Origin of the sequence: Nonomuraea sp. NPDC050536, from assembly GCF_044457685.1 — a bacterium.
Taxonomy (GTDB): domain Bacteria; phylum Actinomycetota; class Actinomycetes; order Streptosporangiales; family Streptosporangiaceae; genus Nonomuraea.
The window spans coordinates 106,343-128,165 of record NZ_JBITHD010000008.1 but is presented as its reverse complement, the minus strand read 5'-3'; the positions used below and the strand labels follow the sequence as shown (position 1 = coordinate 128,165).

Below are 21,823 nucleotides of genomic sequence, written 5' to 3'. Positions count from 1 at the left end.
CAGTCCCGGACGCTGCCCAGCCCGAAGGCCGTCAGCAGCACCCGTGAAAGGATCGCCGATGTTCTTCGCACTTCGATGTTCCGATAGTCTTATGTCTGCGACGCGGGGTGGAGCAGTTCGGTAGCTCGCTGGGCTCATAACCCAGAGGTCGTAGGTTCAAATCCTGCCCCCGCTACAAAGATGGCACCCACTCTCCTTCGGGAGAGTGGGTGCCTTTTCGCGTTGTACGGCTGGCGGATGTCGTCAGAGATGCCTCGAAATCCGCTCAATTTGGGCGAGATTCCAACGCCGTAGGTCTTCTCTCATGCGTTGTCCCAAGGACGGCGATGGGGATGCTGTGGCGTATGGCGGTGAACTGAGGGGGCGGCCTTATCGTGCAGATCGCGCGAGCCGTCGAGGCTGGCAGCGGACCTTGCAGTGCCTAGGCTGATCGCTCCTACTTGCGGACCGAACACCTGTGCCCCGTGAACACCACGAGCCACAGCCTTGTTCGAGGTGACGGAAGTCAACGCAGAAGGGCCCCGTCCACCTTCGAGACGCTGTTGGCGAATTGAGGGTTTCGTACCTATGCGGGGTCCGGCCCACATAAGCCCAAAACCCACATTCGATCTTGCTGGGTTGCTGATGTACCGGATAAGCACCCGAGTCGCGCGGCGATCGTTCCGGTGAACCCGCAGGTCGCCGACACCTTGGCGACGGCCATGTACCGGATAACCGTCCTTATCCGGTACATCAACCCGTGTCCGCCGCGCGCCGCCCATCAGGCTCCTCGCCAGTGGCAACACCTGGTGAATGTGTTTTTCGGGCTTATATGGGCCGGACCTCGTCCTGCCTTGCAACGGCTGGCCGCCGCGCAGGACGAACCCGATGACCTCGCCGCTGTGGGGCATCCGTACCGTCAGCGTGCCGGTGGGGTGGAGTCCGAGAGTCAGCCGGTCTGATCACCGGATCGGACCAATCGGCGTTCCCAGGCCAGAGCCGCGACCACACCGATGGCATAGGCGACCAGGTCCCATGGGTCGGGGAACGCGCCGACCAGGACACCGCCGATGCCCGGCGGGGTCATGCCGACTATTTGGTAGAACTCGACGGCGGCGGCGATCGCGGCCGTGGCCAGGGTGCGGCGTGCGGCGGTGGTGCGCCACAGCAGCCCCAAGAACGCGTAGACCAGCATGGTGGCGCCGACGTCACTCACGTAACCGCGGATGAACGGTTGTCCCGGGCCCCGGTAGAAGAGGGCGAACGCGCCGACGGCGAGGGCGACGCCACCCAGAAGGACCATGGCACGGCGCATGAGATTGACATCTTCTCCGAATCTCAACGATCAGGACGAACCTGATCATAGAGCTCGTGGGCCGCTTCCTTTTTGATCAATTCGCCAACAGCGTCCTTCGAGTGGGCGGGGCCCTCGTTTCGTGACCCTTCGCCGCTCATCGCGATCCTTAAGATCGCCAAGGCCTGACGCCGTTCCCGACCACGAGGCTCTGCTGGCCGACCATCCAGGCCGGTCAGCAGCGAACGCGAGCTCAGCTCCCGGTCTTGGTCACGGTGCCGTCCTCGGCGTTGACCTTGACCCCGTGCCAGGTCTCGCCGGGGCCGATGACGTCGGCGTCCCAGACCAGGGCGTTGTTGTCGTTGTACCTGTCCAGGCTTATGTGGGTGATCTCGCCCTGCGGCACCGCGGCGGACACCTTCTTCACCGCGTCCTTGAAGGTTTGCTTGGCGTCCTTGACCAGGCCAACGACCCTGGCCTTCTCGGCTGAGCTGGTGTCCTTGACCCGGGGTTCCGAGAGGGCCTTTCCTGCCGTGTCCACTTCCAGCACATGCTCTGTGCCGTCGGGCCCGGCCAACTGGATCTCCCAGACCTTGCCGTCGTTCTCCGCCTGGACCGAGAGGATCGTGGAGCCCTGGACGGCGTTCATGGCCGCGGCGCCCGCCTTCTCGAGGTCCGCCGTGTCGCCGGATTCCTGGCCGGGGTCGCTCGGCGATGTCGTCAGGGCGGCGATGGCGTCGCGCGCGGGCGCTGCCTTCCTGGCGCTGGACTGAGTGTCGGCGCTCCCGCAGCCCGCGGCCGCGAGCAGGGCCGCGCCAGCGAATAGGGCACTGATGATGGCCGTTCGTTTTCCACCATTCATACCGGTGACGCTGCCCGGGGCTTGACAAAGCCACGCCCGGAAGTCGGGCAATTCGGTCCGGGGACCATCATCCATCGGGGTGTCTGGGCCACAAAGTCGAGCTCGAGAGGTTTGATCGAAAACGATGGGGCCTACTCCGATGTTGGCGGTTCAGATGTCACGCCCTGCTATGCGACGATGTCGCGTTCTCGTTCGGGTGAATGATCGTGGTGGGCTACGAGCGGTCTTCCTCCGCTACCGCGTGGCGCGCTAGCCCTCGTCCGCCGAGCCCTGGGAAGAACGGGCTAGCCGGTGAGGTTCTGTAGCTCTTGTCCGCGAGGGTGGGAAGGCCGCGGCCGCCTTGTACAAGGCGGGCAGGGCATGGAGCCGGGCCGCGGTGATGTCCAGGACGGACCCCGGTTCGACCTTGGAGACCCACAGCGGGGTGCCATCCGGCGCGGACAGGAACTGCACGTTGCCACCGAACGCCTTGTGCTTCTGGCTGAACCACCAGTCTTTGCCGTTTGCGCGCGCTCCGGCGACGCGGTCGCACTGGATGAGCTTGGTCTTGACCATCGCGGCGAGCTGGTCGGTGTCGTGGGTAGCGAGGTTGGCCAGGCCGCGTTTGAGGACCGGCCTCACCCCCTCGGCCGGGTTCAATTCCGGGGCGTAGGCGGGCAACTGGAAAGCCGTCAGCCAGGGACGGGCCTCGATCGCGGCGCGCATCGGGCGCGACAGGTGATGGCGGTCGTTGTCACACACCACCACGATCGGCGCGCCACGAAGCTGGGCGTGGGCGGCGTCCAGCAGCAGGGCTGGCTGCCGAGGCGGTGGTCGCCGTCCGGCAGGAACTCTGCTCCGGCGAACACCCCCAGATGATCATGCGGCTCGGCGTCACCCGACCGGCATATGACGCCCGCACAACGACGTTCTGAACACGGCCGCGGTCCTACCGTCTGATCTCTTCGGCCAAGACGTCAGCGTGCCCGCCTGCCACAGCCGTTCGGACGGAGCAGGGATTGCCGGGTGGATCTGCGGTCACAGGAGGGCGGCTACCAGGTCGGCGAACTCTTCCGGGCTGGCGATCTGTACTCCAAGCGACTCGGCCTTCGCTCGTTTGGAGCCGGCCTTCTCTCCCGCCACCAGGAGGGAGGTCTTGGCCGACACGCTCGAGGACGCCGTGCCGCCGGCGCGTTCGATCAGCTCGTTCATCTGGTTGCGGGACAAGGCCTCCAGCCGTCCGCTCATGGCGCCGGTCACGACAACCGACATACCTGTCAGCGGTAGTCCGGCCGTCTCCCGCGGCTCAGCCGCGGTGGCTGCTCCTGGTTCGGTCATGTTGACCCCGGCCGCGACGAGCTTGTCGATCAGGGGTCCGAGCTCGGCGAGCTCGGCGACCACGACCGGCGCCTTCTCCGCGCCGATGCCCTCGACCTGCTGCATCGCTTCGACTTCCGCGGCGCGGATGGCGTCCATGTCGCCGAAGTGGCGGGCGATGCGACGGCTCATGCTCCGGCCGGTGCCGCGCACGCCGAGGGCGCAGAAGACCCGGCTGAGCGGCTGATTCTTGGCGCGCTCGAGGGCGGCGAGCAGGTTGTCGCTGCTGACCTCGCCCATGCGCTCCAGACCGAGCAACTGGTCACGGGTCAGGAAGAACAGGTCGGCGAAGTCTCCGATCAGACCGGCGTCCAGCATCTGCTGGATACGGCTTTCCGCCAGCCCCTCGATGTCGAGCTGGTCGCGCCCCGCGGCGTAGGTGATCGAGGCGATCGCCCGGCACGCGCGCCCGCGCACGCACCGCCACCGTTCCTGCGAGGCGTCGATCTGATCGCCGCACGAGGGGCAGACCGCCGGGATCTCGATCGGCTGCTCGTCACCGGTGCGCAGGTGCACAACCGGCGCCTCCACCCGCGGGATGACGTCGCCGGCCTTGTAGACGACCACGCTGTCGCCGAGCATCAGCCCGCGCCGGGCGATGTCGGAGGCGTTGTGCAACGTGGCATAGGTGACGATCGCCCCGTCCAGCCGCACCGGCTCCAGCACCGCCCGCGGGGCGATGATCCCGGTACGGCCGGTGTTCCACTCGACCGCCAGCAGCTTGGTGATCTTTTCGACGGCGGGCAGCTTGTAGGCGATCGCCCAGCGCGGTGCGCGCGAGCCGGCCCCGGCCGCCGCCTGATCCTCGGCCAGGTCGCACTTGATGACGATGCCGTCGATGCCGAACGGCAGCTCGGCCCGCGCGGCGGCGATCTGCTCGACGCGCTCCTGCACCTGCGGCAGGGCCACGGCGACAATCCCGGCGACCGGGGTCTGTGCCGTCGTCTGCACGCCCTGCCCGGCGACCCAGGCCATCACCAGGCTGTGCGGCATGGCACGCAGGCGTGTCGCCGCCTCGGAGGCATCATCGGGCGCGGGCAGCGCACCGTAGCCGAAGAAGGTCAGCTCACACGTGTACGGGCGGTCCTGCGCGCGCAACGTGCCCGCCGCAGCGCTGCGCGGGTTGGCGAACGTGGTGCCGTCGTGCGCCTGCCGCTTGGCGCAAGCCTGCTCGAACTGCGCCGTGGTCATCATGACCTCGCCGCGCAGCTCGACCGTCACCGCCTCGGCCAGCCGGGCGGGCAAACCGACAACGGTGCCGATGGCGTGCGACACGTCCTCGCCGGCCGTACCGTCGCCGCGGGTGACGAGCTGGACCAGGCGGCCGTACCGGTAACGGGCCGAGATCGCCAGACCGTCCAGCTTCGGCTCCACGCTCCAGGCCGTGACCGGGTGGCCGAGCCTGCGCTCGAGCAAGGCCGCCCAGGCGATCAGCTGGTCGGCACCGAAGACGTTGTCCAGGCTCAGCATCGGCACCAGATGGGGAACGTCGCCGACCACCGCACCCCCCGCCACCTTGCCCGTGGGCGAGGTCGCCAGCACCTTGTCGGGATGGTCCAGCTCGTACGCGGCGATGCCGCGCACCAGCCGGTCGTAGGCGTCGTCGTCCAATACCGAGGTGCCGTCGGCGTAGTAGGCCGCGGCGGCGTCCTGGGCAAGTTGCACAGCCTCGGCGTAGGCCGCACCATCGGTGATGGCCGTGATCGGGGGTGTCGTCATGCCCCCATCATGCCGCTCAGCACCGACAGTTTTGGATCTCTCACTTGCGGGCTGAGCTGGGGAAATCACTCCCTCATCGTGAGCGTTTGGCAGCAGTGAACCTAAGCAGCCTTAGCCGTGTCTTCAAAAGCGGGTATGTCGGGTGACGGCTGGTTGCGGTGGCGTGTCGCAGGATGCGTATGGGTGAGACTGCCGCCTCAGCCCTCAAGACTTGACTCTCGGATTCCGGGTACACGACCGATGAGTTCCGCCTCGCGTGGAGATGGTCTGCTTGCTCTCAGCGCTTCAGCGCTCGGTACGTGAGTGCGATCCCACCCCAGTCACGATGGCGGGCGTAGATCATCAGCATGGCGGACTGGATCTTGATGCAGGTGTAGACATCGGCCGCTAGCGCGCCCGGTCCGCCTTGGACAAGGTCCTCGCGGCGGCATGCAGGCCGGTTATCTTCAAGTGAGGCGCGATCAAGCCACAAGCCCGGCCCGATGATCAGTGCTGCATCCTGGTTGCACAGCACATCCGCCGGCACCACTGTCGGGATTGTCTGCGATTCCCTTTTGGCTTTCCCGCCTTGGAAGGTTATGCATTGGCCTGGTTTCAGCGTGATGGTGCCGACCGGCCCGGCATGAGGCTCGAGGGTCCTCATCACGGCGGCTGGATCGACTGAGGGCGTCGACGTGGCTGAGGGCCGGGGGCGATACAGCTCGGATGGACCACCCGTCTCGATGGTGCACGCGGAAACGGCGAGAGCGAGCAGAGCCATGATGGCGAGCTTCCCGGTCATCGAGGCTCCCCAGCCCTCGGAGGGATCCGGAGATCGTCCGGCTTGCGTCGAGGGTACGCCGCAGCGTGCTGGGCGATCCATGCGATCTGCTGGGCTTCGTCGTTCTTGGGCGGTGGTCAGTGCCGGGGAGAGGCGGCCACGATTTTCGGGATGGATGTCGGGACGCCTGTCACTGAGGAACGTGCGCGGACATAGGAAGGCCGTCCCGCAAACTGTTGTCGGGACGGTCGTCCTAGGCTTCTTCCTCCCCAATGCGTGACCGGCTACTAGGTGGCGGCTCGCCGTGGCTGTGGGAGTTCCGGGCCATGTCAGCGGCGGCGTCAGGATGGCGACAGCCCGGTATCAGAGCGGTTGGAGATGGTGGATATCGAAAGAACACAGCACAAGGAGCACATCATGCAGAAGTTCGACACCTCCGCCCCGATCTCCGTCGTCCTGGACATCCCCGCGGGACGCGTCCAGTTCATCGCCGCGGACCGGGCCGACACCACGGTCGAGGTCCGGCCGACGAACGCCTCGAAGAGCCGGGATGTGAAGGCGGCCGAGCAGACCACGGTCGAGTACGCCGACGGTGTCCTGCGGATCGAGACCGCGGTGGCGAAGAACCAGTACCTGGGCCCGTCTGGAGCCATCGACGTGACGGTCCAGCTGCCTGCCGGTTCTCAGGTTGAGGCGAAGACGGCCAGCGCTGAACTGCGGACCGTCGGCCGCCTCGGCGACGTCGCTTTCGAAGGCGCGTACCGCCTGATCAAGATCGACGAGGTCGCGAGCCTGCGTCTCACCGTGACTGACGGTGACGTCGAGGTCGGTCGGCTGGGCGGTCCCGCGCAGATCAGCGCGGCACGGGGCGACATCCGGATCGCTGAGGCCATGGGTGGCAAGGTGGTGCTCGGCACTCAGTCTGGCGACATCTCGATTGTCGCTGCCGGCGGAGTCTCGGCTTCGCTGGACGCCGGCACCAGCTACGGCCGTATCACCAACGCCCTCAAGAACGACGGCACCGCCGAACTCGACATCCACGCCACCACCTCCAGCGGTGACATCACCGCCCGCAGCCTGTGACCCGCAGCCTCCAAAGGAGGCCCGGAACTCCTGAAGCTCCGGCGAAGGGCACGTGCGACCGGAGGAAAGGTAGCTGAGCGTGACCACCGGTAACGCGTGTAGTGGCCCTAATCCGCGAAGAGAAGCGTGGACATGCTGGCTCCGGCTCGCTCACGATGCGGTGCCGGTCGCCGGCGCACCGGGCTGTGCCTTGCCCGGCTAGGGCCGGAGCACGATCTTGCCGTGGGTGTGCCCCCGTTCCAACTCGCGGAACGCCTCCCGCACCCGCTCCAGCGGGTAGACGCGGGCGATCGGCACCTCAAGCTCTCCACGCGCGGCGAGCCGGGCCACCTCGCCGACCACGACCGCGCACGCCGCCGCGCCCTCTCCATAGGTCCGCGCACCGACCTTGGCCGCGGCCTGCCAGTCGCGGATCGTGTTGATCCGCTCGGGCCGCACACCCAACTCCACTGCCAGCTCCACGTAGCCGTCCCCGAACGTGTCGATGAACGCGTCGACCTTCCCGCCGCAGGCCTGCCGGATCCGCTCGGCCACACCCTCCCCGTACGCGACCGGGACGACACCGCGATCCTTCAACCAGGCGTGGTTCGACTCGCTCGCCAGCCCGATCACTGCGGCGCCGCGCCGCCGCGCGAGCTGCACGGCAAGTGACCCCACGCCGCCCGCCGCACCGGACACCACGACCGTGTCGCCCGGTGCGGGATCGACCGCGAACACGGTGGCGTACGCGGTCGTGCCGGCCACGTACAACGACCCGGCCACCTCCCAGGACAGCCCCTCCGGCCGCAGGATCAGATCCACGTCGTCGACCACGACGAACTCCGAGTGGCTCGCCCTGTTGTGGGTGAACCCGAGGACCTCGTCGCCCACCGCGACCCCGCGCACCTGCGGACCGGCCTCCACCACGACACCGGCAAGATCGCTGCCCTGTCCCGAGGGGAACGTCGCCGGCCAGCGCCCGTGCCGCGCACCCTCCCGGATCATCACCTCGCCAGGCTGGATCCCAGCCGCGCGAACCTCGACCAGCACCTGCCCCGGGCCAGGCACGGGACGCTCAACCTCTTCCACCCGCAGGACATCGATCCCGCCGTACTCATGGAACCGCACCGCCTTCACCGCGTGATCACCGCTCTTCCTCGCTCGAACAGGCCCTGGATGGCCACATCTCGATCCTGCCTTCACCTTCGACGTCTCAGGAACGGAGCGGTCTACCTAGGACTGACGGTCCCCCCCACGCGGGTTCGTGCGACCAAACCGCACTGCGCCTGAAAGACGGCCTACCTGTGGGAGGGCGCGAGTGCCCGGGAGGTGGTTTCCTTTGGTGGGGGAGCGGTTCGCCTGCGCTGGAGGGCAACGTCAACCGCGGGTGGCATGGGGAATTCGGCAGTAGCTGCGGCGATCACCTGCGGGTCTTCAGGACTGTGCTGCAGGTAGGACGTGATGTAGCGGGCCATGGCGCGATAGTGCGGGGGCTTCTCCCACCCTGGCGGTTGTCAGATGAGTAATCCCAGTGTTTCGGGCATTTCCGTGGACGGCGGGGCTCTCAGTATGAGCGTGGCAGGCCGAGTACGCGGTGGCCGAGGTAGGACAGGACGAGGTTGTTGCTGACCGGGGCGATCTCCAGGAGCTTGGCCTCGCGAAACTTGCGTTCCACGTCGAACTCGACGGCGAAGCCGTTGCCGCCGAAGGCGGTCATGGCCGCGTTGGCCGCCGACCAGGACGCCTGCGAGGCCAGGAGCTTTGCGGTGTTGGCCTCGGCCCCGCACGGCCGGCCTCGGTCGAACAGGTCGGCCGCGTGGAAGCGCATGAGCGAGGCGGCCGCCAACTGGGCGTGGGCCTGGGCAAGAGGGAACTGGACGCCCTGGTTGGCGCCGACCGGGCGGTCGAAGACCTCCCGCTTCGAGGCGTAGGCCACGGCCCGTTCGACCAGGAAGTGGCCGTCGCCGAGGGCCTCTGACGCCACCAGGACACGTTCGGCGTTCATCCCGTCGAGGATGCAGGGGAAGCCGCGTCCCTCCCCGCCGATCAGGTTCTCCGCTGGCACCCGCAGGTCGTCGATGAACACCTGGTAGGTGTGGTGGGCGGACATCACCGGAATACGCTGCCACGTCACGCTCGGCCCGGCCTCCCGCAGGTCCACCAGGAAGACCGACAGGCCGTCGGTCTTCCGTGTCACCTCGGTCGCGGGGGTCGTGCGGGCCAGCAGCAGCATCAGGTCCGAGTAGGCGATCCTGGACGTGAAGACCTTCTGCCCGTTGATGACGTAGTGGTCGCCGTCGCGCACCGCCCTGGTCGTGATCTTGGTGGTGTCGGAGCCCGCGTCGGGCTCGGTCACCCCGAACGCCTGCAGACGTAGCCGGCCTGCGGCGATCTCCGGCAGGTAGCGCTTCTTCTGCTCCTCGCTGCCGTGCCGTAGCACGGTGCCCATCGTGTACATCTGGGCGTGACAGGCGCCCGCGTGCCCGCCCGACCGGTGGATCTCCTCCAGGATGATCCCGGCCTCGGTGACGCCGAGTCCGCCGCCGCCGTACTCCTCGGGGATGAGCGTGGCCAGCCAGCCGAGCTCGGTCATGACGCTGACGAACTCCGCCGGGTACTCGCCGTTCGCCTCCAGTTCGCGCCAGTACTGGCCGGGGAAGCGGGCGCAGACGTCGCGGACGGCGCGCCGGATGGCCTGTTGATCATCGGTGAGCTGAAAGTCCATAGCTGGAGACTGTAGGACTTGACGACGATTATGTGTAGCATTCGCGCCAGATACTTCTGAAAACAATCACTCGAAGGTGATCACTCAACTGATTGGAGGGAGATGCGCACCAACTTGCTCAGCGGGGTGCGGGTGCTCGCGGTCGAGCAGTACGGCGCGGCGCCGTTCGGCACGCAGCTGCTCGGGCACCTCGGCGCCGAGGTCGTCAAGATCGAGCAGCCGGGCGACGGCGACGTGTCCCGGTCGGTGGGCCCGCTGTTCCGCGATGACCTGCCGGAGACCGCGCGCAGCGTGTTCTTCCAGGGACTCAACGGCGGCAAGAAGAGCCTCACCCTGAACCTGTCGCACGACAGGGGCAGGCAGATCCTGTCCGAGCTGGCCGCCGGCGCCGACGCAGTGGTCAGCAACCTGCGCGGCGACGTACCCGGACGGCTGGGCCTCACCTTCGACCGGCTGCGCGCGGCCAACCCACGGATCGTGTGCGGGCACCTCACCGGCTACGGCCGCACGGGCGAGCGGGCGGCGAGGCCGGGTTACGACTACCTGATGCAGGCGGAGCTGGGATACTTCGACCTGACCGGTGAGCCGGACGGCCCGCCGTCCCGGATGGGTATCTCCATGATCGACCTGACCGGCGGCGTGGTGCTCGCCCTCGCCACGGTCAGCGGCATCCTGCGGGCGCGGGCCACGGGCCTGGGGGGCGACGTGGACGTCAGCCTGTTCGACGTGGCGCTGTTCAGCCTCAACTACCCGGCGCACTGGTACCTGAACGGCGGGCTGCGCACGTCCCGGCTGCCCCGCTCGGCGCATCCGTCCCTCACTCCGTGCCAGAGCTACCGCACCGCGGACGGCTGGATCTACCTGATGTGCAACAAGGAGAAGTTCTGGCCGCTGCTGTGCGCGCGGATCGGGCGTCCCGAGTGGGGCGAGGAACCGAGGTTCCGTACGTTCGCCGACCGGCTGGCGGCCAGGGACGAGCTGACCGGCCTGCTCGACGGGGAACTGTCCAGGCACACCACGGCCGAGTGGCTGGCGCTGTTCGGCGACGCGGTGCCCGCCGCGCCTATCCTGACGCTGCCCGAGGCCATGGACAGCCCCATGGTCCTGGACGGCGACCGGGTCGAGCGGATCGACGTGGGCACGGGCACCGCGCTGCGGATGCTCGCCGCCCCGATCAGGACGGACGGCCCGGCACGACCGCCCACCTGCGCGCCCACCCTCGGCGAGCACACCGACGAGGTGCTCACCGCACTGGGCAGAACGGCCGCCGACCTGGACGAACTACGCGCACTGGGCGTGATATGAGCATCGACCCAGCTCAGGTGATCCTTTTCGTGCCCGGCGACCGGCCCGACCGGATCGTACGCGCACAGGCCGCGGGGGCCGACGCGGTGGTGATCGACCTGGAGGACTCGGTCGCCCCCGCGAACAAGCCGGCCGCCCGCGAAGCCGCCGTCCGCGCGGTCGAATCCGCCCAGGTTCTGCCGATCGGGGTGCGGGTCAACGCGCTGACCACACCCGACGGAATCCGTGATCTCGCGGCCCTGCTCGAGGGTCCGGCCGGGTCGCCGGACTTCGTCGTCCTGCCGAAGGTCGAGTCGGCGGCCGAGGCGCGGCTGTGCGCTCAGGTGCTCGGCGGCCGGGACTGGCCTGGTGAGCTGGTGTGCGGCATCGAGTCCGGCGCGGGGCTCGAACACGCCGCGGAGATCGCCGCCGCCGACCCGCACGTGGTCGCCCTCGGTTTCGGTGGCGCCGACCTGGCCGCGGCGCTGGACGCCGAGCCGGACTGGGAGCCGATGCTGCCCGCGCGGGCTCGCCTGATCTGGGCCGCGGCGGCGGCCGGCATCCGCGCACTCGACATGCCCTGCTTCGACCTGGACTCCGCCACCGTGCTCGCCGAGGAGTGCCGCCGCGCCCGCGCGCTGGGCTTCACCGGCAAGTTCGCGATCCACCCCAAGCAGGTGGACGGCGTCAGGCAGGCGTTCACGCCGACGGCGCGGCAGGTCGCGGACGCGCACGCGGTGCTGCGGGCGGCTGAGGACGGCGGGGTGGTCCGCTTTCGCGGATCGATGGTGGACGCCGCCCAGGTGCGCCGCGCCCGGCTCGTCATCGAACGCGCGCGAGGTGGCGCATGACGTTCTCCGCGTACTACCTGCTCTCTCCCGGCAGGTACGCCGAGCGGTTCGGGCTCGACTTCGAGGATTTCGCCGTGGGACAGCGCTTCCGGCACCGGCCGGGAGTCACCTTGTCCCAGCAGGACAACACCGAGCACGCGCTGGACACGATGAACTCCGCGATGCTGCACTTCGACGCCGCCTACGCCGGGCACACCGCGTGGGGCAGACCGCTGATGGTCAGCACGCTCACCGCGCAACGAGTGATCGGCCTGTGCGCCAAGACGTTCGCCCGGCGGCGCAGGCTGCCGGGGTTCGACGAGATCGGCCTGCGGGCGCCGGTGTTCGGCGGCGACACCTTGTACGCCGAGTCGGAGATCCTCGCGGTGGACCCCGGCGGCGATCCGGACGCCGGCGTCGTATGGGTGCGCACGCGTGGGCTGAACGCGTCCGGCGCCGAGGTGATCGACCTGAGCTACCGCGCGGAGATCTACCGCCGGGGACGGGGGCCGGACGCCGATCCCGGCGGACCGCCGGTGGCCGAACCGAGGTTCGCGGCCTACGACCTGGTCGACGGCGATCTGCGGGAACGGTACGGCCTGTTCTTCGAGGACTGCCGGCCGGGCGAGCGGTTCGCGCACCACCCCGGATACACCTTTCTCCACGAGGAGGCGATCGGGCAGGCCCGCAGGTCGATGGAGTTCGCACCCGGCTACCACGAAGATCCGCCCCTGGTCACCGAGATGTTCGTGCTCGCCGCCGCCACGACCGCGTCGACGCGCACCTTCGGGCGGGTGGTGGCGAACCTCGGCTGGTACGACATCGAGCTGCCGACCCCGGTGCGCGCGGGTGACACCGTACGAGCCGAGTCGGAGATCCTCGACGCCCGCCCGTCGAGATCGCGTCCCGCCGAGGGGGTCCTGTCGGTCGCCACACGGGCGGTGAACCAGCGCGGCGAACCGGTGCTGTCGTTCCGGCGCTCCCTGCTGGTGCACCGCAGAGACGCTGACGGCCCCTACGGCCCCGCCGGCTACGGGTAGACCCGTGTCATCCCCGGCGGCCACGGATACCTGACCTTGAAGATGGACAGGAAGAGCAGGATCTCGACCCCGCGCACGCCGGGCACCGTGCGGATGCGGTCGGTCACTAGCCGGTGCAGGTGCTCGGCGTCGAGGTGGCTGACCTCCGCCATCAGGTCGAAGCCGCCCGCGGTGGCCATCAGCCACTCGACCTCGTCGACCTGCGTGATCGCCGCGGCGATCACGTCGAGGTCGCCCTCGCAGCGCAGGCCGATGGCGGCGCGGTGCAGGAAGCCCACCTTCCTCGGATTGATGATGGCCGCGATCTTGATGACGCCAGTGTCGATCAGGCGTGCCACCCGCTGCCTGGTCGGCGCGAGGCTGAGCCCCACCGCCTCGGCGATCCGGCCGTAGGTCCGACGCCCGTCCTCCTGCAGTTCGGCGACGATGCGCCGGTCGGTCGCGTCCAGAGTCACCTCCTCGCCGCTGCCGGTCAGCGCGGGCAGGACCGGAGGGCATCGCCGGGCGCCGGCAGGCTCGTCCGGCACCCGCCTGCCCGAGCCGGGGGGCCAGGAGTAGGAGGCCTTGAACAGGTTGAGATACAGGAGGGTCTCGACGTCGCGCACCCCTCGGACCGCGCGGATGCGCTCGGCGAGCAGGCCGTACAGGTGCTGCTCGTCCACGCAGCGGAGCTCGGCCATCAGGTCGTAGCGGCCCGCGGTGGCGACCAGCCAGTCGACCTCGTCCACCTCGCTGATCGCGGCCGCGATGGCGTCGAGGTCGCCCTCGCAGCGCAGGCCGACCGCGACCCGCAGCCGGAAGCCGAAGGCGCCGGGGTTGGTGATGGCCACGATCTCGATCAGCCCGGACCTGGTCAGGCGGGCCACCCGCTGCCGGGTCGGCGCCTCGGTGAGCCCGACCGCCTCGGCGATGCGCCCGTAGGTCCGCCTGCCGTCGTCCTGCAGCTCGGCGATGATCCGCCGGTCGATCTCGTCCAGCGCGGGCGAATCCTGCGCTTCGCGGCTGTCGTGGAGGGCATCGGTCACCCCGCAATGGAAGCATGACCGTCGCCTGTCCGCCACGCGACCCCCCGACCCGATCGCGGCAGCGGAAATATTAACGATTGACGGTCTCAACTATGAAGAACAGTTGTGCAAAGCCATTCAATCAACTACTTTGCCATCCATGAGCGAATCCTATGACGCCGATGCGGTGGCGCTGTCGGACGGCATGCTCCGCCGCGAGTCCGGCCGCCTGCTGATCGAGGACGTGCGGGTGGACGCCCTGATCGAGCGGTTCTCCGCACCGCTGTTCGTGCTGTCCGAGTCCACCCTGCGGCGCCAGGCGCGCCGCATCCGCGCCGCGTTCGAGCGGGCTTGGCCCCAGGGTCCGGTCTCGGTGCTGCCCGCGGTCAAGGCCAACCCCGTGCTCGCACTCCAGCGGGTGCTCGCGCAGGAGGGCATGGGCGCCGACCTGGTCGGCCCGGGCGAGCTGGAGGTCGCGGTCCGTGCCGGGATCGACCCCGCTCTGATCTCGCTCAACGGCACCGGCAAGGACCGCGCCACGATCGAGCGCGCCGTGGCGCTCGGCGCCCGCATCACCATCGACGACGTACGGGAGATCGAACTCTCGGTGGCCGCGGCCCGCGCCGTCGGCAAGCAGGCCGACCTGCGGATCAGGCTGCGGCCCTACTACGAGACCGACGCCCGCATGGAGTCCTTCGGCGTCCCGATCGCCGACATCTACGGCACCTACAAGTCGGGCGTCCCCTACGACGACCTGGCCGAGGCCGGTCGCGCGCTGTCCGCGCCGGAACTGCGGGTCACCGGCGTGATGATGCACATGGGCCGCTACACCACCGACCTGTCGGTCATCGGCGGGTTCAGCAGGCGGTTCGGCGAGCTGACCGCCGAGGTGTCGGAGCTGTGGGGCGGCTGGACGCCGGACACCATCGACATCGGCGGCGGATTCGCGCCGCAAATCGACGGGTTCGGCCGGGCGAACCCGAGCTTCGTCCCCCCTGTCCCGCCCTCGATCGAGCGCTACGCCGAGGTCGTCTGCGAGAACCTGGCCAAGGGCCTGGCGGAGGGCGGCATCGGCGTCAAGGGCCGTACCTTGGAGGTCGAGCCGGGCCGCGCGCTGTTCGGGCCGTGCGGCATCCACGTGGCGACCCTGCTCAACGTGAAGCGCCAGACCCAGCCCTTCCCCTTCACCTGGTACGAGACGGACACCTCGCAGCTGTTCCTTGCCGAGATCGCCGACCAGGCCGGCCGCCCGCCGGTGATCCCCGTGCGGCTGCCGGAGAGCGAGACCGCGGTCGACGTCCGGGTCGTCGGCCGCTCCTGCATGTCCGACGTGCTCGCGCGCACCGCCACGCTGCCCGCCATGAGCGCGGGCGACCTGCTGGCCTTCTGCTTCACCGGCGCCTACAACGACGCGAACGCGAGCAACCTCAACCTGCTGCCCCGCCCCGCGACCGTGCTGGTGAACGGCACGCAGGCCCACCTGGTACGGCGGGCCGAGCGCATCGAGGACCTTCTCGCCCGCGACACCCTGCCCGACCACCTCCACCACACCTTCACCGGAGTCGCCCGATGACCAGCACCACGCCCGTACTCGACCACATGGGGCTCACCTGCGCCGACCTGACGCTCTCGCTCGCGTTCTACCACGATCTGCTCGGCATGCCGCTGCTCGAGCAGGGCGAGGCACAGGCCCGCGCCGCGGGCATCGAGGACGCCTGGCTCGCCTTCGCCATGCTCGACGCGGGCCGGGGGCAGATGATCGAACTGCTGGAGTACCTCAGGCCCAAGAGCGCACCGTCGGTCGCGCCGCCGGTCAGCAGCGCGGGAGGCGGGCACGTCGCCCTGGTCGTCCAGGACCTGGACGGGCTGCTCGCACGCCTGGCCGAGGCCGGGATCCACCCGCTGACCGGGGAGCCGGTCACGGTGTCAGGGCACGGGCACTGGGACGGGGCGCGGCTCGTGTACGTGCTCGATCCCGACCGCCACGTGGTCGAACTGATCCAGTTCGCCGCACGGAGGTAGGACCGGCGCGGGGGGCCGGTCGGGAGTGCGCGGTGGCGCTTCGGCCGGTCGGTTGTTCAGGCCGCCGGGCGCTCGGCCGCGCGGGCGGTGAGGCGTTCCCAGTTGCGGTGGGCGATGTCGGCCTTCTGCTCGTCGGTGAAGGGCGCGTCCTCCAGGAAGGAGCGGGCGGCGCCGTTGCTGGTGTCGACATAGGGGAAGCCGCCGGGGCGGAAGCCGTAGGTGAAAGGGTAGTCAGTGGAGTACAGCATCCGGTCGGTGCCCATGACCTCGGCGGCCCAGCGCAGGTAGCGGGGGCTGTTGGTGCCGCTGCCCGCGACCCAGAAGTTCTGCTTGAAGTAGTCCGCAAGCGGCCGCTGAAGGCCGCCGGCCTGGGCGAAGAATCCGGTGTGGTCGAGGTAGAACATGACGACCTCGCCCCAATGCCCGGCGATCACCTGCAGATCGGGGAACCGGTCGAAGACACCCGAGAAGATCATGCGGAGGTACTGCACGCCCAGGTCGTAGTACCAGCCGATCGCCGCTCCGGCCAGCGGCGTGCCGATGGGACCGATGTCGGAGTAGTAGGCGTCGATCACCGGCTGGATCGGCATCTGCGGGTGGAAGTGCAGCGGCACACCGAGCCGCTCGGCGGTGGCGTACAGCTCGTCATTGTCCGGGTGGTCGGCCAGTTTGTCCCCGGTGCGGCCGTACAGCATGGCGCCGGGGAAGGCCAGCTCGCCCACAGCGCGCTCCAGCTCGGCCGCGGCCGCGGCAGGCGACTGGGTGGGGATCGCGGCGAACGCCTGGAAACGGTCGGGGCGCCAGGCGACGATCTCAGCGAGCTGGTCGTTGGCCTCGCGGGCCACCGTGATCGCGTCGGCCTGCGGCAGGTCCTGTACACCCGGCGACGACAGGGACAGTACGGCGACGTCGATGCCCTGGTCGTCCATGTGGGCCAGCCGCTGCTCACCGGCCTCGTGCAGGTTCTTGGCGATGGGGCTGTCGCCGAAGCCGCGGGCGGGGATCTGCGGCGATCCGGCCCGCTGATACGCCTCGTAGACGGCGGGTACGACGACGGTCTCTTCTACTCCGATGATCCGCAGACGGTCGGACATGGTGACGCTCCTTGCGCTGGTGGTTCCGATGGAAGGGCAGCTATGTTATCACCGCTATTAGCGACGTCAACTCAAATTGGTTAACATCGATAATATCTTCAGTACGTGGGCGGCGTTTTCATTGATAGATGCCGGTTGACTCCATCACGTCGGAGAAGACTCCCTGGGTGTCCTGTCCGATTCGAGTCACTTCGCCCGGCCGTTCCATCAGGGCCTGGGTGAAGGTCTCGCCCGCGCTGTTGGTCGTCCCGGACGTGAGCAGCGCGATCGGTCCGGTATAGCGGTGAGCCCGCGTGGGGGTGACGGTGATCGGTTGAGGTGAGGTGAAGCGCGTCGGGTCATGTGGGTCGTTGCGGGCGCGCTTGCGATAGGCGACGTACGGCTTGTCCGTCAGCCGGGAGGCTAGCTGCAGGGCGAGCGCGTCGAAGCCGCCGGGGTTGAACCGCACGTCGATGATCAGGCCACGAGGGGCGCGTTCCGGGGTGATGATGGCGTCGAGTGCCTTTGTGAGTGCCCGTCGATCGGCAGGGTAGTGGAAGTCCTTGCCGTCGGTGTAACCGTAGAACCCGGCGACCCGCAGGTAGCCGAGCCCGTTCGGCAGGTCGGCGTAGGTGAGCTGACCGGCGGCGTAGTCGCGCCCCGCCCCGTGCAGGTCACGGCGCTGGATGTAGGCCTTGGTGCGGGCACCGAACGCCACCGTGGTGTCCTGGGTGCCGGGCCGCTGTCCAGCTAGCCTGGCGTCGTGACCTCGGTTCTGCTGTGGTGCCTGCTCATCGGCACCGGCCTGCTGTACGGCGCGGCCGTACGGCACACGGCCGGGGTCACGATCACAGTGGCGGCAGGCCTGGTGGCAGCGGCGACGGTCGTCGCGGCAATCCACGGATGGTCGCTCCCAGCAGTAGCGGGCGCGGCGTTGCTGTCCGGTGGGGTGGCGGCGGTCGTCTGGGCGTTCGGGCGCGCACGGAGACGTGCCCGAACGCGACAGGACGCCCTGGCCGCGCACCGGGCGGCTCGCTCGGAGGCGCGTGACGCCACGGCGGATGCGGTACGCCTCAGGATGGCCGCCGAGTTGCACGACACCGCCGCGCATCGCCTCACCGGCATCGCTGTGGCCGCGGCATCCGCGCTGCACCTGGCTGATCCCGCGCTGCGGGAATCCGCCTTGCGCCACGCCGAGGAGGCCGCCCGCCTTTCCCGCGCGGAGCTGGCAGGCGCGGAGGCCACAGTCTCCGATCTGGTGGCGATCGACACCCTGGTCGCCGATTGGTCCGAGCCCGTGTGCTACCGCAGGACGGCGACCTCCACGTCTCCGGAGGTCGCGGCCGCCGCCTACCGCGTGGTTCGCGAGGGCCTCACCAACGCGGCGCGGTACGCGAGTGGAGCCCAGATCGAGATCGCCGTCCTGGGCGAATCCGGTCACCTGACCATCGAGGTGAGTGACAGTGGAGGCGAGCAGAAACACGGCGACCTGGGCACGGGACACGGCCTGGCCGGGCTGGCCACGACCGTGGCGACCTGCGGCGGCACGCTCGAGGCTGGCCCGAACTCCAGCGGATGGACGGTCCGGGCCGACTTCCCGGCACCTGCTGGGATGATCCCGTTCCGAGGGACGTGGTGGCGCGGACGGAGGGCGTGGGATGCGGCGCTGGTCGGGCTGGCGATCGCCCTTTCCATCGGGGCCGGCCTGCTGCCGGGAGACACCCCGGCACCGCGGAAGTTTCTCGTGCTCGGACTCCTGTTCCTGCTGCACGCCCTACCCCTGTGGTGGCGGGTGCGGCGGCCCGCGTGGAGCCTCGCCGCGATGCTCTCGATCTACCCCGTGGCGATGGCGGGCTGGACTCCGACACCCGCGGGTGACCTGTTCCTCTGGGGCTGGTGGGTGGAGCTCGCCCAGCTGTACGCGTTCGGCGCCTACCATCCCAGACGCAAGGGCGTACTCGCGATCCTCGCCGTGGGCCTGGTGGGCGGGCTCGCGCTGGCGCTGGGACCGGGCATCGTCGGCGACCGGACAGCCGTGTGGGCGGTGCTCGGAGCGGCCGTAACGATCCTGTCGGCACCGGCGTGGGCGGCGGGCGTGCTGGTTGCCAGGGTGAGGGCGCGGCGACGCGCGGCGGAGGTGACCGAGCGCGACCTGCTCGCCGGCCAGCTGGCGGACGTGGCGCGTGGCGAGCGGGAGCGGGTCGTGGCCGGGCTGCGCCGTACCGCGGTCCGGCACGCGGACGCTGTCGTCGCGGCGGCTGAGAAGGGCGATCTCGGGGCGGTTCTCACGGCGGCGCGCGCCGGGCTCGACACGTTCCGGCGGTTGCTCGGCGAGCTGCGCCAACCCGTCGGAGCCGACGGTCCGCCGCCGACGCTCGCCGGCTTGGAGGTGCTCGCCGCGCGGCGCCGGGCGGGTGTGTGCCACGTTGGCGACCCGGACGGGCTGGCGCCGGAGCTGGAGGTAGGCGTCTTCAGGACCGTCGAGGAGATGGCGGGGGAGCGGATCACCGTGTCGTATCTCCCCGGGGGAGTCGTCGTCGAGGGTTCGGCGGGCCGGCACTCCAAGCGACGGTTGCGCACTTTGGCCGACGCGTACGGCGGAGCCCTGACGGCCGAAGCCGGCGGCGATGTGCGCGTATGGTTGCCCACATGATCAGGGTGATCGTCGCCGACGACCAGGCTGTGGTCAGGGCCGGGATCGCGGCCGTGCTGGCCGCCGAACCCGACCTGGAGGTGGTCGCCCAGGCCGCCGACGGGGAGTCCGCGGTGGCGCTCGTCGCGGAGCTGCGGCCAGACGTGGTGCTCATGGACATCAGGATGCCCGGGCTCGATGGGCTCGCCGCCACCGCCCGGATCACCGCGGGCATGCCGTACACCAGGATCGTCGTGCTGACAACCTTCGGGCTGGAAGAGTACGTGTTCGCAGCGTTGCGCGCGGGCGCGTCCGGGTTCCTGCTCAAGGACTCCGAACCCGCGCGAGTCGTCGACGCGGTGCGCGTGATCGCGCGCGGCGACGCGCTGCTCGACCCGGTGATCACGCGGCGGCTGCTCGAACGCTTCGCCTCGACGGCCGCCCCTGGGCCTCCGGCACGATACGACGGGCTCACACCGCGCGAGATCGAGGTGTTCGGACACCTCGCGAGAGGGCTGTCCAACGCCGAGATCGCTGCCGCGCTGGGCATCAGTCCCGCCACCGTCAAGGATCATGTGGCGGTGATCCTGGCCAAGCTCGGCGTGCGCGACCGGCTGCACGCGACCATCTACGCCTACGAGTCCGGCCTCATCCGCCCGCGGATCGGCTGACACCCCGCCACGCGGCGGGGGAGCAGATCAGTCGGCGGCATGAGGAAAGGTCGCGACCGCCTTCCTAACGTTGTCCCATATGAAACGTGTGTCAGGGGCGATCCTGCTGATTGGCGCCGAGATCACCGCGACGGTGGCCGGGGCGCTCATGTTCTTCCTGGTGGCGGCTGTTACGGACAGCGTGCCACTGTTCGCGGGAGCCGGGCTGCTCGGCGTCGTGGCCGTCAGCTGGCTGCTCGGGCGGCCCGCGCTCCAGTGGCTCGGGATTCCGCGGCTGCTCGTCCCCTATGTGGTGATGAACACAATCGCGCTCGCCGCCCTCGCCGGGCTGTTGGTGTTCAGCCCCTTTCCCGCCCCGCCGCCTGCCCCGGCTCCCGCCGGGGTCGCCTTCTGGCAGCTGCCGACAGGCTCCCGCATCGCCTATGTCAAGCTCGCGGGATCCGGTACGGCGGGCCACCCACCCGTGATCTTCCTGCATGGCGGGCCTGGGACACCGGGGGAGGGCCTGCCGGAAGGCAGCCAAGAACTGGCTGCCGCCGGGTTCGACGTCTATGCCTACGATCAGCTCGGTGCCGGTCGTTCCACCCGGCTGGCCGATCCTGGAGGGTATACGGTCGCCCGCCATGTGGCCGATCTGGAGGCGATCCGTCAGACCCTCGGTGCCCAGAAACTCATCCTGGTCGGGAGGTCGTGGGGCGGCACGCTCTCGGCCGCCTTCCTCGCCGCCCACCCCGATCGGGTCGCCAAGGCCGTGCTCACCTCGCCGGGCGCCATCTGGGAGCCCGCCTTCCCCGGCGGCATCGGAAGCCCGTGGGACCACCTGCCCGCCGACCTTCAGGCCCGGGCTGATGCCCTGACCAGCGATCCACGGATGCTGGTCCAGTCACTGCTGCTGGGGATCAATCCGGCGGCCGCGCGTGCCATGGTGCCTGACTCGGAGGCCGACGCCCGGATGCGCGCGCTGCTGCTCCTGGGCAAGGATGCCACCGGTTGCCAGGGCGCGGAGCCTGCTCCCGTGCACGGGAACCCGCCCGGCTTCTACAGCAACCAGGTCACCTCCGAGGACGCGGCCGCCGTCGCCGATCCGCGGCCGAAGCTGCGCGGCGTCCGGGTGCCGGTGCTCATCATGCGCGGGCAGTGCGACTACCTGAAGTGGGACGTCACTTACGATTACCGGCGGACCTTGCCGAACTCCACGCTGGTGTACATCCCCGGCGCCGGTCACTCGATCGCCAACGGTCGCCCTGATCTCTACCGGAGCCTGATCCGCGCCTTCCTCCTCGACCGCCGCCTACCCGTCCCCGCTTACACCGGTACAACCGACCCTGCTCACGGCTCCTGACCGCTCGCCGTACCGCGGTCCCGGACGATGCCGGTGTCCCAATACGGACGCCCAGCTTGCCCTTGATACTGGCCAGGCGGGTCTTGACGGTGCCCAGAGACAGATACAGCTCAGCACAGATCTCATGGTTCGTACGGCCCACCGCCAGCAGCCGTTCCGTTCGCCGCG

At 69.4% G+C, this 21,823-nt stretch carries 20 protein-coding genes, 1 tRNA gene and 1 pseudogene; 11 read left to right on the top strand and 11 right to left on the bottom strand.

All coding sequences use genetic code 11. The annotated features are described in order from the left end of the window. Positions 1-101: 101 nt before the first annotated feature. Both ACIBHX_RS23660 and ACIBHX_RS23655 read left to right on the top strand, forming a co-directional pair. Positions 102-175, top strand: a tRNA-Met gene (locus ACIBHX_RS23660). A gap of 490 nt (positions 176-665) precedes the next feature. Further along, positions 666-941 carry a hypothetical protein gene (locus ACIBHX_RS23655; protein ID WP_397069358.1) on the top strand — a complete coding sequence of 92 codons (276 nt, stop codon included), beginning with the start codon at positions 666-668 and terminating at the stop codon, positions 939-941. Here the strand turns inward: ACIBHX_RS23655 and ACIBHX_RS23650 are convergent. The 5 genes from ACIBHX_RS23650 to ACIBHX_RS23630 all read right to left on the bottom strand — a co-directional run bounded on the left by ACIBHX_RS23650 (position 929) and on the right by ACIBHX_RS23630 (position 5,991). Next, complete coding sequence (locus ACIBHX_RS23650; RefSeq protein WP_184759231.1) at positions 929-1,294, bottom strand: DUF2809 domain-containing protein; 366 nt, start codon at positions 1,292-1,294, stop codon at positions 929-931. The genes ACIBHX_RS23655 and ACIBHX_RS23650 overlap by 13 nt on opposite strands. Before the next feature lie 232 nt (positions 1,295-1,526). Then, positions 1,527-2,135, bottom strand: coding sequence for a PepSY domain-containing protein (locus tag ACIBHX_RS23645; RefSeq protein WP_397069357.1), 609 nt, complete (start codon positions 2,133-2,135; stop codon positions 1,527-1,529). Between the two features lie 249 nt (positions 2,136-2,384). Next, entirely contained in the window at positions 2,385-2,921 is a 537-nt protein-coding gene (locus ACIBHX_RS23640) for a transposase (RefSeq protein ID WP_397069576.1), read from the bottom strand. Positions 2,922-3,152: 231 nt separating this feature from the next. Beyond that, positions 3,153-5,210 (bottom strand): NAD-dependent DNA ligase LigA, encoded by a 2,058-nt coding sequence (ligA, locus tag ACIBHX_RS23635; protein ID WP_397069356.1) that lies wholly within the window; start codon positions 5,208-5,210, stop codon positions 3,153-3,155. Positions 5,211-5,487: 277 nt separating this feature from the next. Continuing rightward, positions 5,488-5,991, bottom strand: a complete 504-nt coding sequence (locus ACIBHX_RS23630) for a hypothetical protein (protein ID WP_397069355.1) — start codon at positions 5,989-5,991, stop codon at positions 5,488-5,490. A 396-nt stretch (positions 5,992-6,387) separates the two neighbouring features. Between ACIBHX_RS23630 and ACIBHX_RS23625 the strand changes: the two genes are divergently transcribed. Next, positions 6,388-7,053, top strand: coding sequence for a DUF4097 family beta strand repeat-containing protein (locus ACIBHX_RS23625; protein WP_397069354.1), 666 nt, complete (start codon positions 6,388-6,390; stop codon positions 7,051-7,053). 198 nt (positions 7,054-7,251) lie between these two features. Here the strand turns inward: ACIBHX_RS23625 and ACIBHX_RS23620 are convergent, their stop codons facing one another. Beyond that, positions 7,252-8,160 (bottom strand): NADP-dependent oxidoreductase, encoded by a 909-nt coding sequence (locus tag ACIBHX_RS23620; protein ID WP_397069353.1) that lies wholly within the window; start codon positions 8,158-8,160, stop codon positions 7,252-7,254. A 436-nt stretch (positions 8,161-8,596) separates the two neighbouring features. Further along, positions 8,597-9,757 (bottom strand): acyl-CoA dehydrogenase family protein, encoded by a 1,161-nt coding sequence (locus tag ACIBHX_RS23615; protein ID WP_397069352.1) that lies wholly within the window; start codon positions 9,755-9,757, stop codon positions 8,597-8,599. Between the two features lie 102 nt (positions 9,758-9,859). Here ACIBHX_RS23615 and ACIBHX_RS23610 point away from each other — a divergent pair, with 102 nt between their 5' ends. Genes ACIBHX_RS23610 through ACIBHX_RS23600 form a run of 3 tightly spaced genes read left to right on the top strand, consistent with a single transcriptional unit; the run spans position 9,860 to position 12,911 of the window. Beyond that, positions 9,860-11,062 carry a CaiB/BaiF CoA transferase family protein gene (locus tag ACIBHX_RS23610; RefSeq protein ID WP_397069351.1) on the top strand — a complete coding sequence of 401 codons (1,203 nt, stop codon included), beginning with the start codon at positions 9,860-9,862 and terminating at the stop codon, positions 11,060-11,062. Beyond that, complete coding sequence (locus ACIBHX_RS23605; RefSeq protein WP_397069350.1) at positions 11,059-11,892, top strand: HpcH/HpaI aldolase/citrate lyase family protein; 834 nt, start codon at positions 11,059-11,061, stop codon at positions 11,890-11,892. The genes ACIBHX_RS23610 and ACIBHX_RS23605 overlap by 4 nt, the downstream gene beginning before the upstream one ends. Then, positions 11,889-12,911, top strand: coding sequence for a MaoC family dehydratase (locus ACIBHX_RS23600; protein WP_397069349.1), 1,023 nt, complete (start codon positions 11,889-11,891; stop codon positions 12,909-12,911). The genes ACIBHX_RS23605 and ACIBHX_RS23600 overlap by 4 nt, the downstream gene beginning before the upstream one ends. On the opposite strand, the gene ACIBHX_RS23595 is transcribed toward ACIBHX_RS23600, so the two are convergent. After that, positions 12,902-13,936, bottom strand: coding sequence for an Lrp/AsnC family transcriptional regulator (locus ACIBHX_RS23595; protein WP_397069348.1), 1,035 nt, complete (start codon positions 13,934-13,936; stop codon positions 12,902-12,904). The two genes, ACIBHX_RS23600 and ACIBHX_RS23595, sit on opposite strands and share 10 nt — an antisense overlap. 139 nt (positions 13,937-14,075) lie before the next feature. On the opposite strand from ACIBHX_RS23595, the gene ACIBHX_RS23590 reads away from it, so the two are divergent. Together ACIBHX_RS23590 and ACIBHX_RS23585 are read left to right on the top strand one after the other, a co-directional pair. After that, entirely contained in the window at positions 14,076-15,488 is a 1,413-nt protein-coding gene (locus tag ACIBHX_RS23590; RefSeq protein WP_397069347.1) for a diaminopimelate decarboxylase family protein, read from the top strand. Further along, positions 15,485-15,937 (top strand): VOC family protein, encoded by a 453-nt coding sequence (locus tag ACIBHX_RS23585; protein ID WP_397069346.1) that lies wholly within the window; start codon positions 15,485-15,487, stop codon positions 15,935-15,937. The genes ACIBHX_RS23590 and ACIBHX_RS23585 overlap by 4 nt, the downstream gene beginning before the upstream one ends. A gap of 56 nt (positions 15,938-15,993) precedes the next feature. Here ACIBHX_RS23585 and ACIBHX_RS23580 read toward each other — a convergent pair whose 3' ends face one another. Further along, positions 15,994-17,031, bottom strand: a complete 1,038-nt coding sequence (locus tag ACIBHX_RS23580) for an amidohydrolase family protein (RefSeq protein WP_397069345.1) — start codon at positions 17,029-17,031, stop codon at positions 15,994-15,996. A 118-nt stretch (positions 17,032-17,149) separates the two neighbouring features. Continuing rightward, positions 17,150-17,728: a S41 family peptidase gene (locus ACIBHX_RS23575; protein WP_397069344.1), complete on the bottom strand. Its 579-nt coding sequence runs from the start codon at positions 17,726-17,728 to the stop codon at positions 17,150-17,152. Between the two features lie 45 nt (positions 17,729-17,773). Between ACIBHX_RS23575 and ACIBHX_RS23570 the strand changes: the two genes are divergently transcribed. From ACIBHX_RS23570 to ACIBHX_RS23560, 3 genes are all read left to right on the top strand, one after another. Then, entirely contained in the window at positions 17,774-19,663 is a 1,890-nt protein-coding gene (locus tag ACIBHX_RS23570) for an ATP-binding protein (protein WP_397069343.1), read from the top strand. Next, a complete protein-coding gene (locus ACIBHX_RS23565; RefSeq protein WP_397069342.1) occupies positions 19,660-20,313 on the top strand; it encodes a response regulator in 654 nt (217 codons plus the stop codon). The genes ACIBHX_RS23570 and ACIBHX_RS23565 overlap by 4 nt, the downstream gene beginning before the upstream one ends. 79 nt (positions 20,314-20,392) lie before the next feature. Beyond that, the gene (locus ACIBHX_RS23560; protein WP_397069341.1) at positions 20,393-21,655 is read left to right on the top strand and encodes an alpha/beta hydrolase; all 1,263 of its coding nucleotides are present in this window, start codon (positions 20,393-20,395) and stop codon (positions 21,653-21,655) included. A 55-nt stretch (positions 21,656-21,710) separates the two neighbouring features. On the opposite strand, the pseudogene ACIBHX_RS23555 reads toward ACIBHX_RS23560, so the two are convergent. Further along, positions 21,711-21,797, bottom strand: a pseudogene (locus ACIBHX_RS23555) (hypothetical protein); the annotation flags it as partial. Positions 21,798-21,823 lie beyond the last annotated feature (26 nt).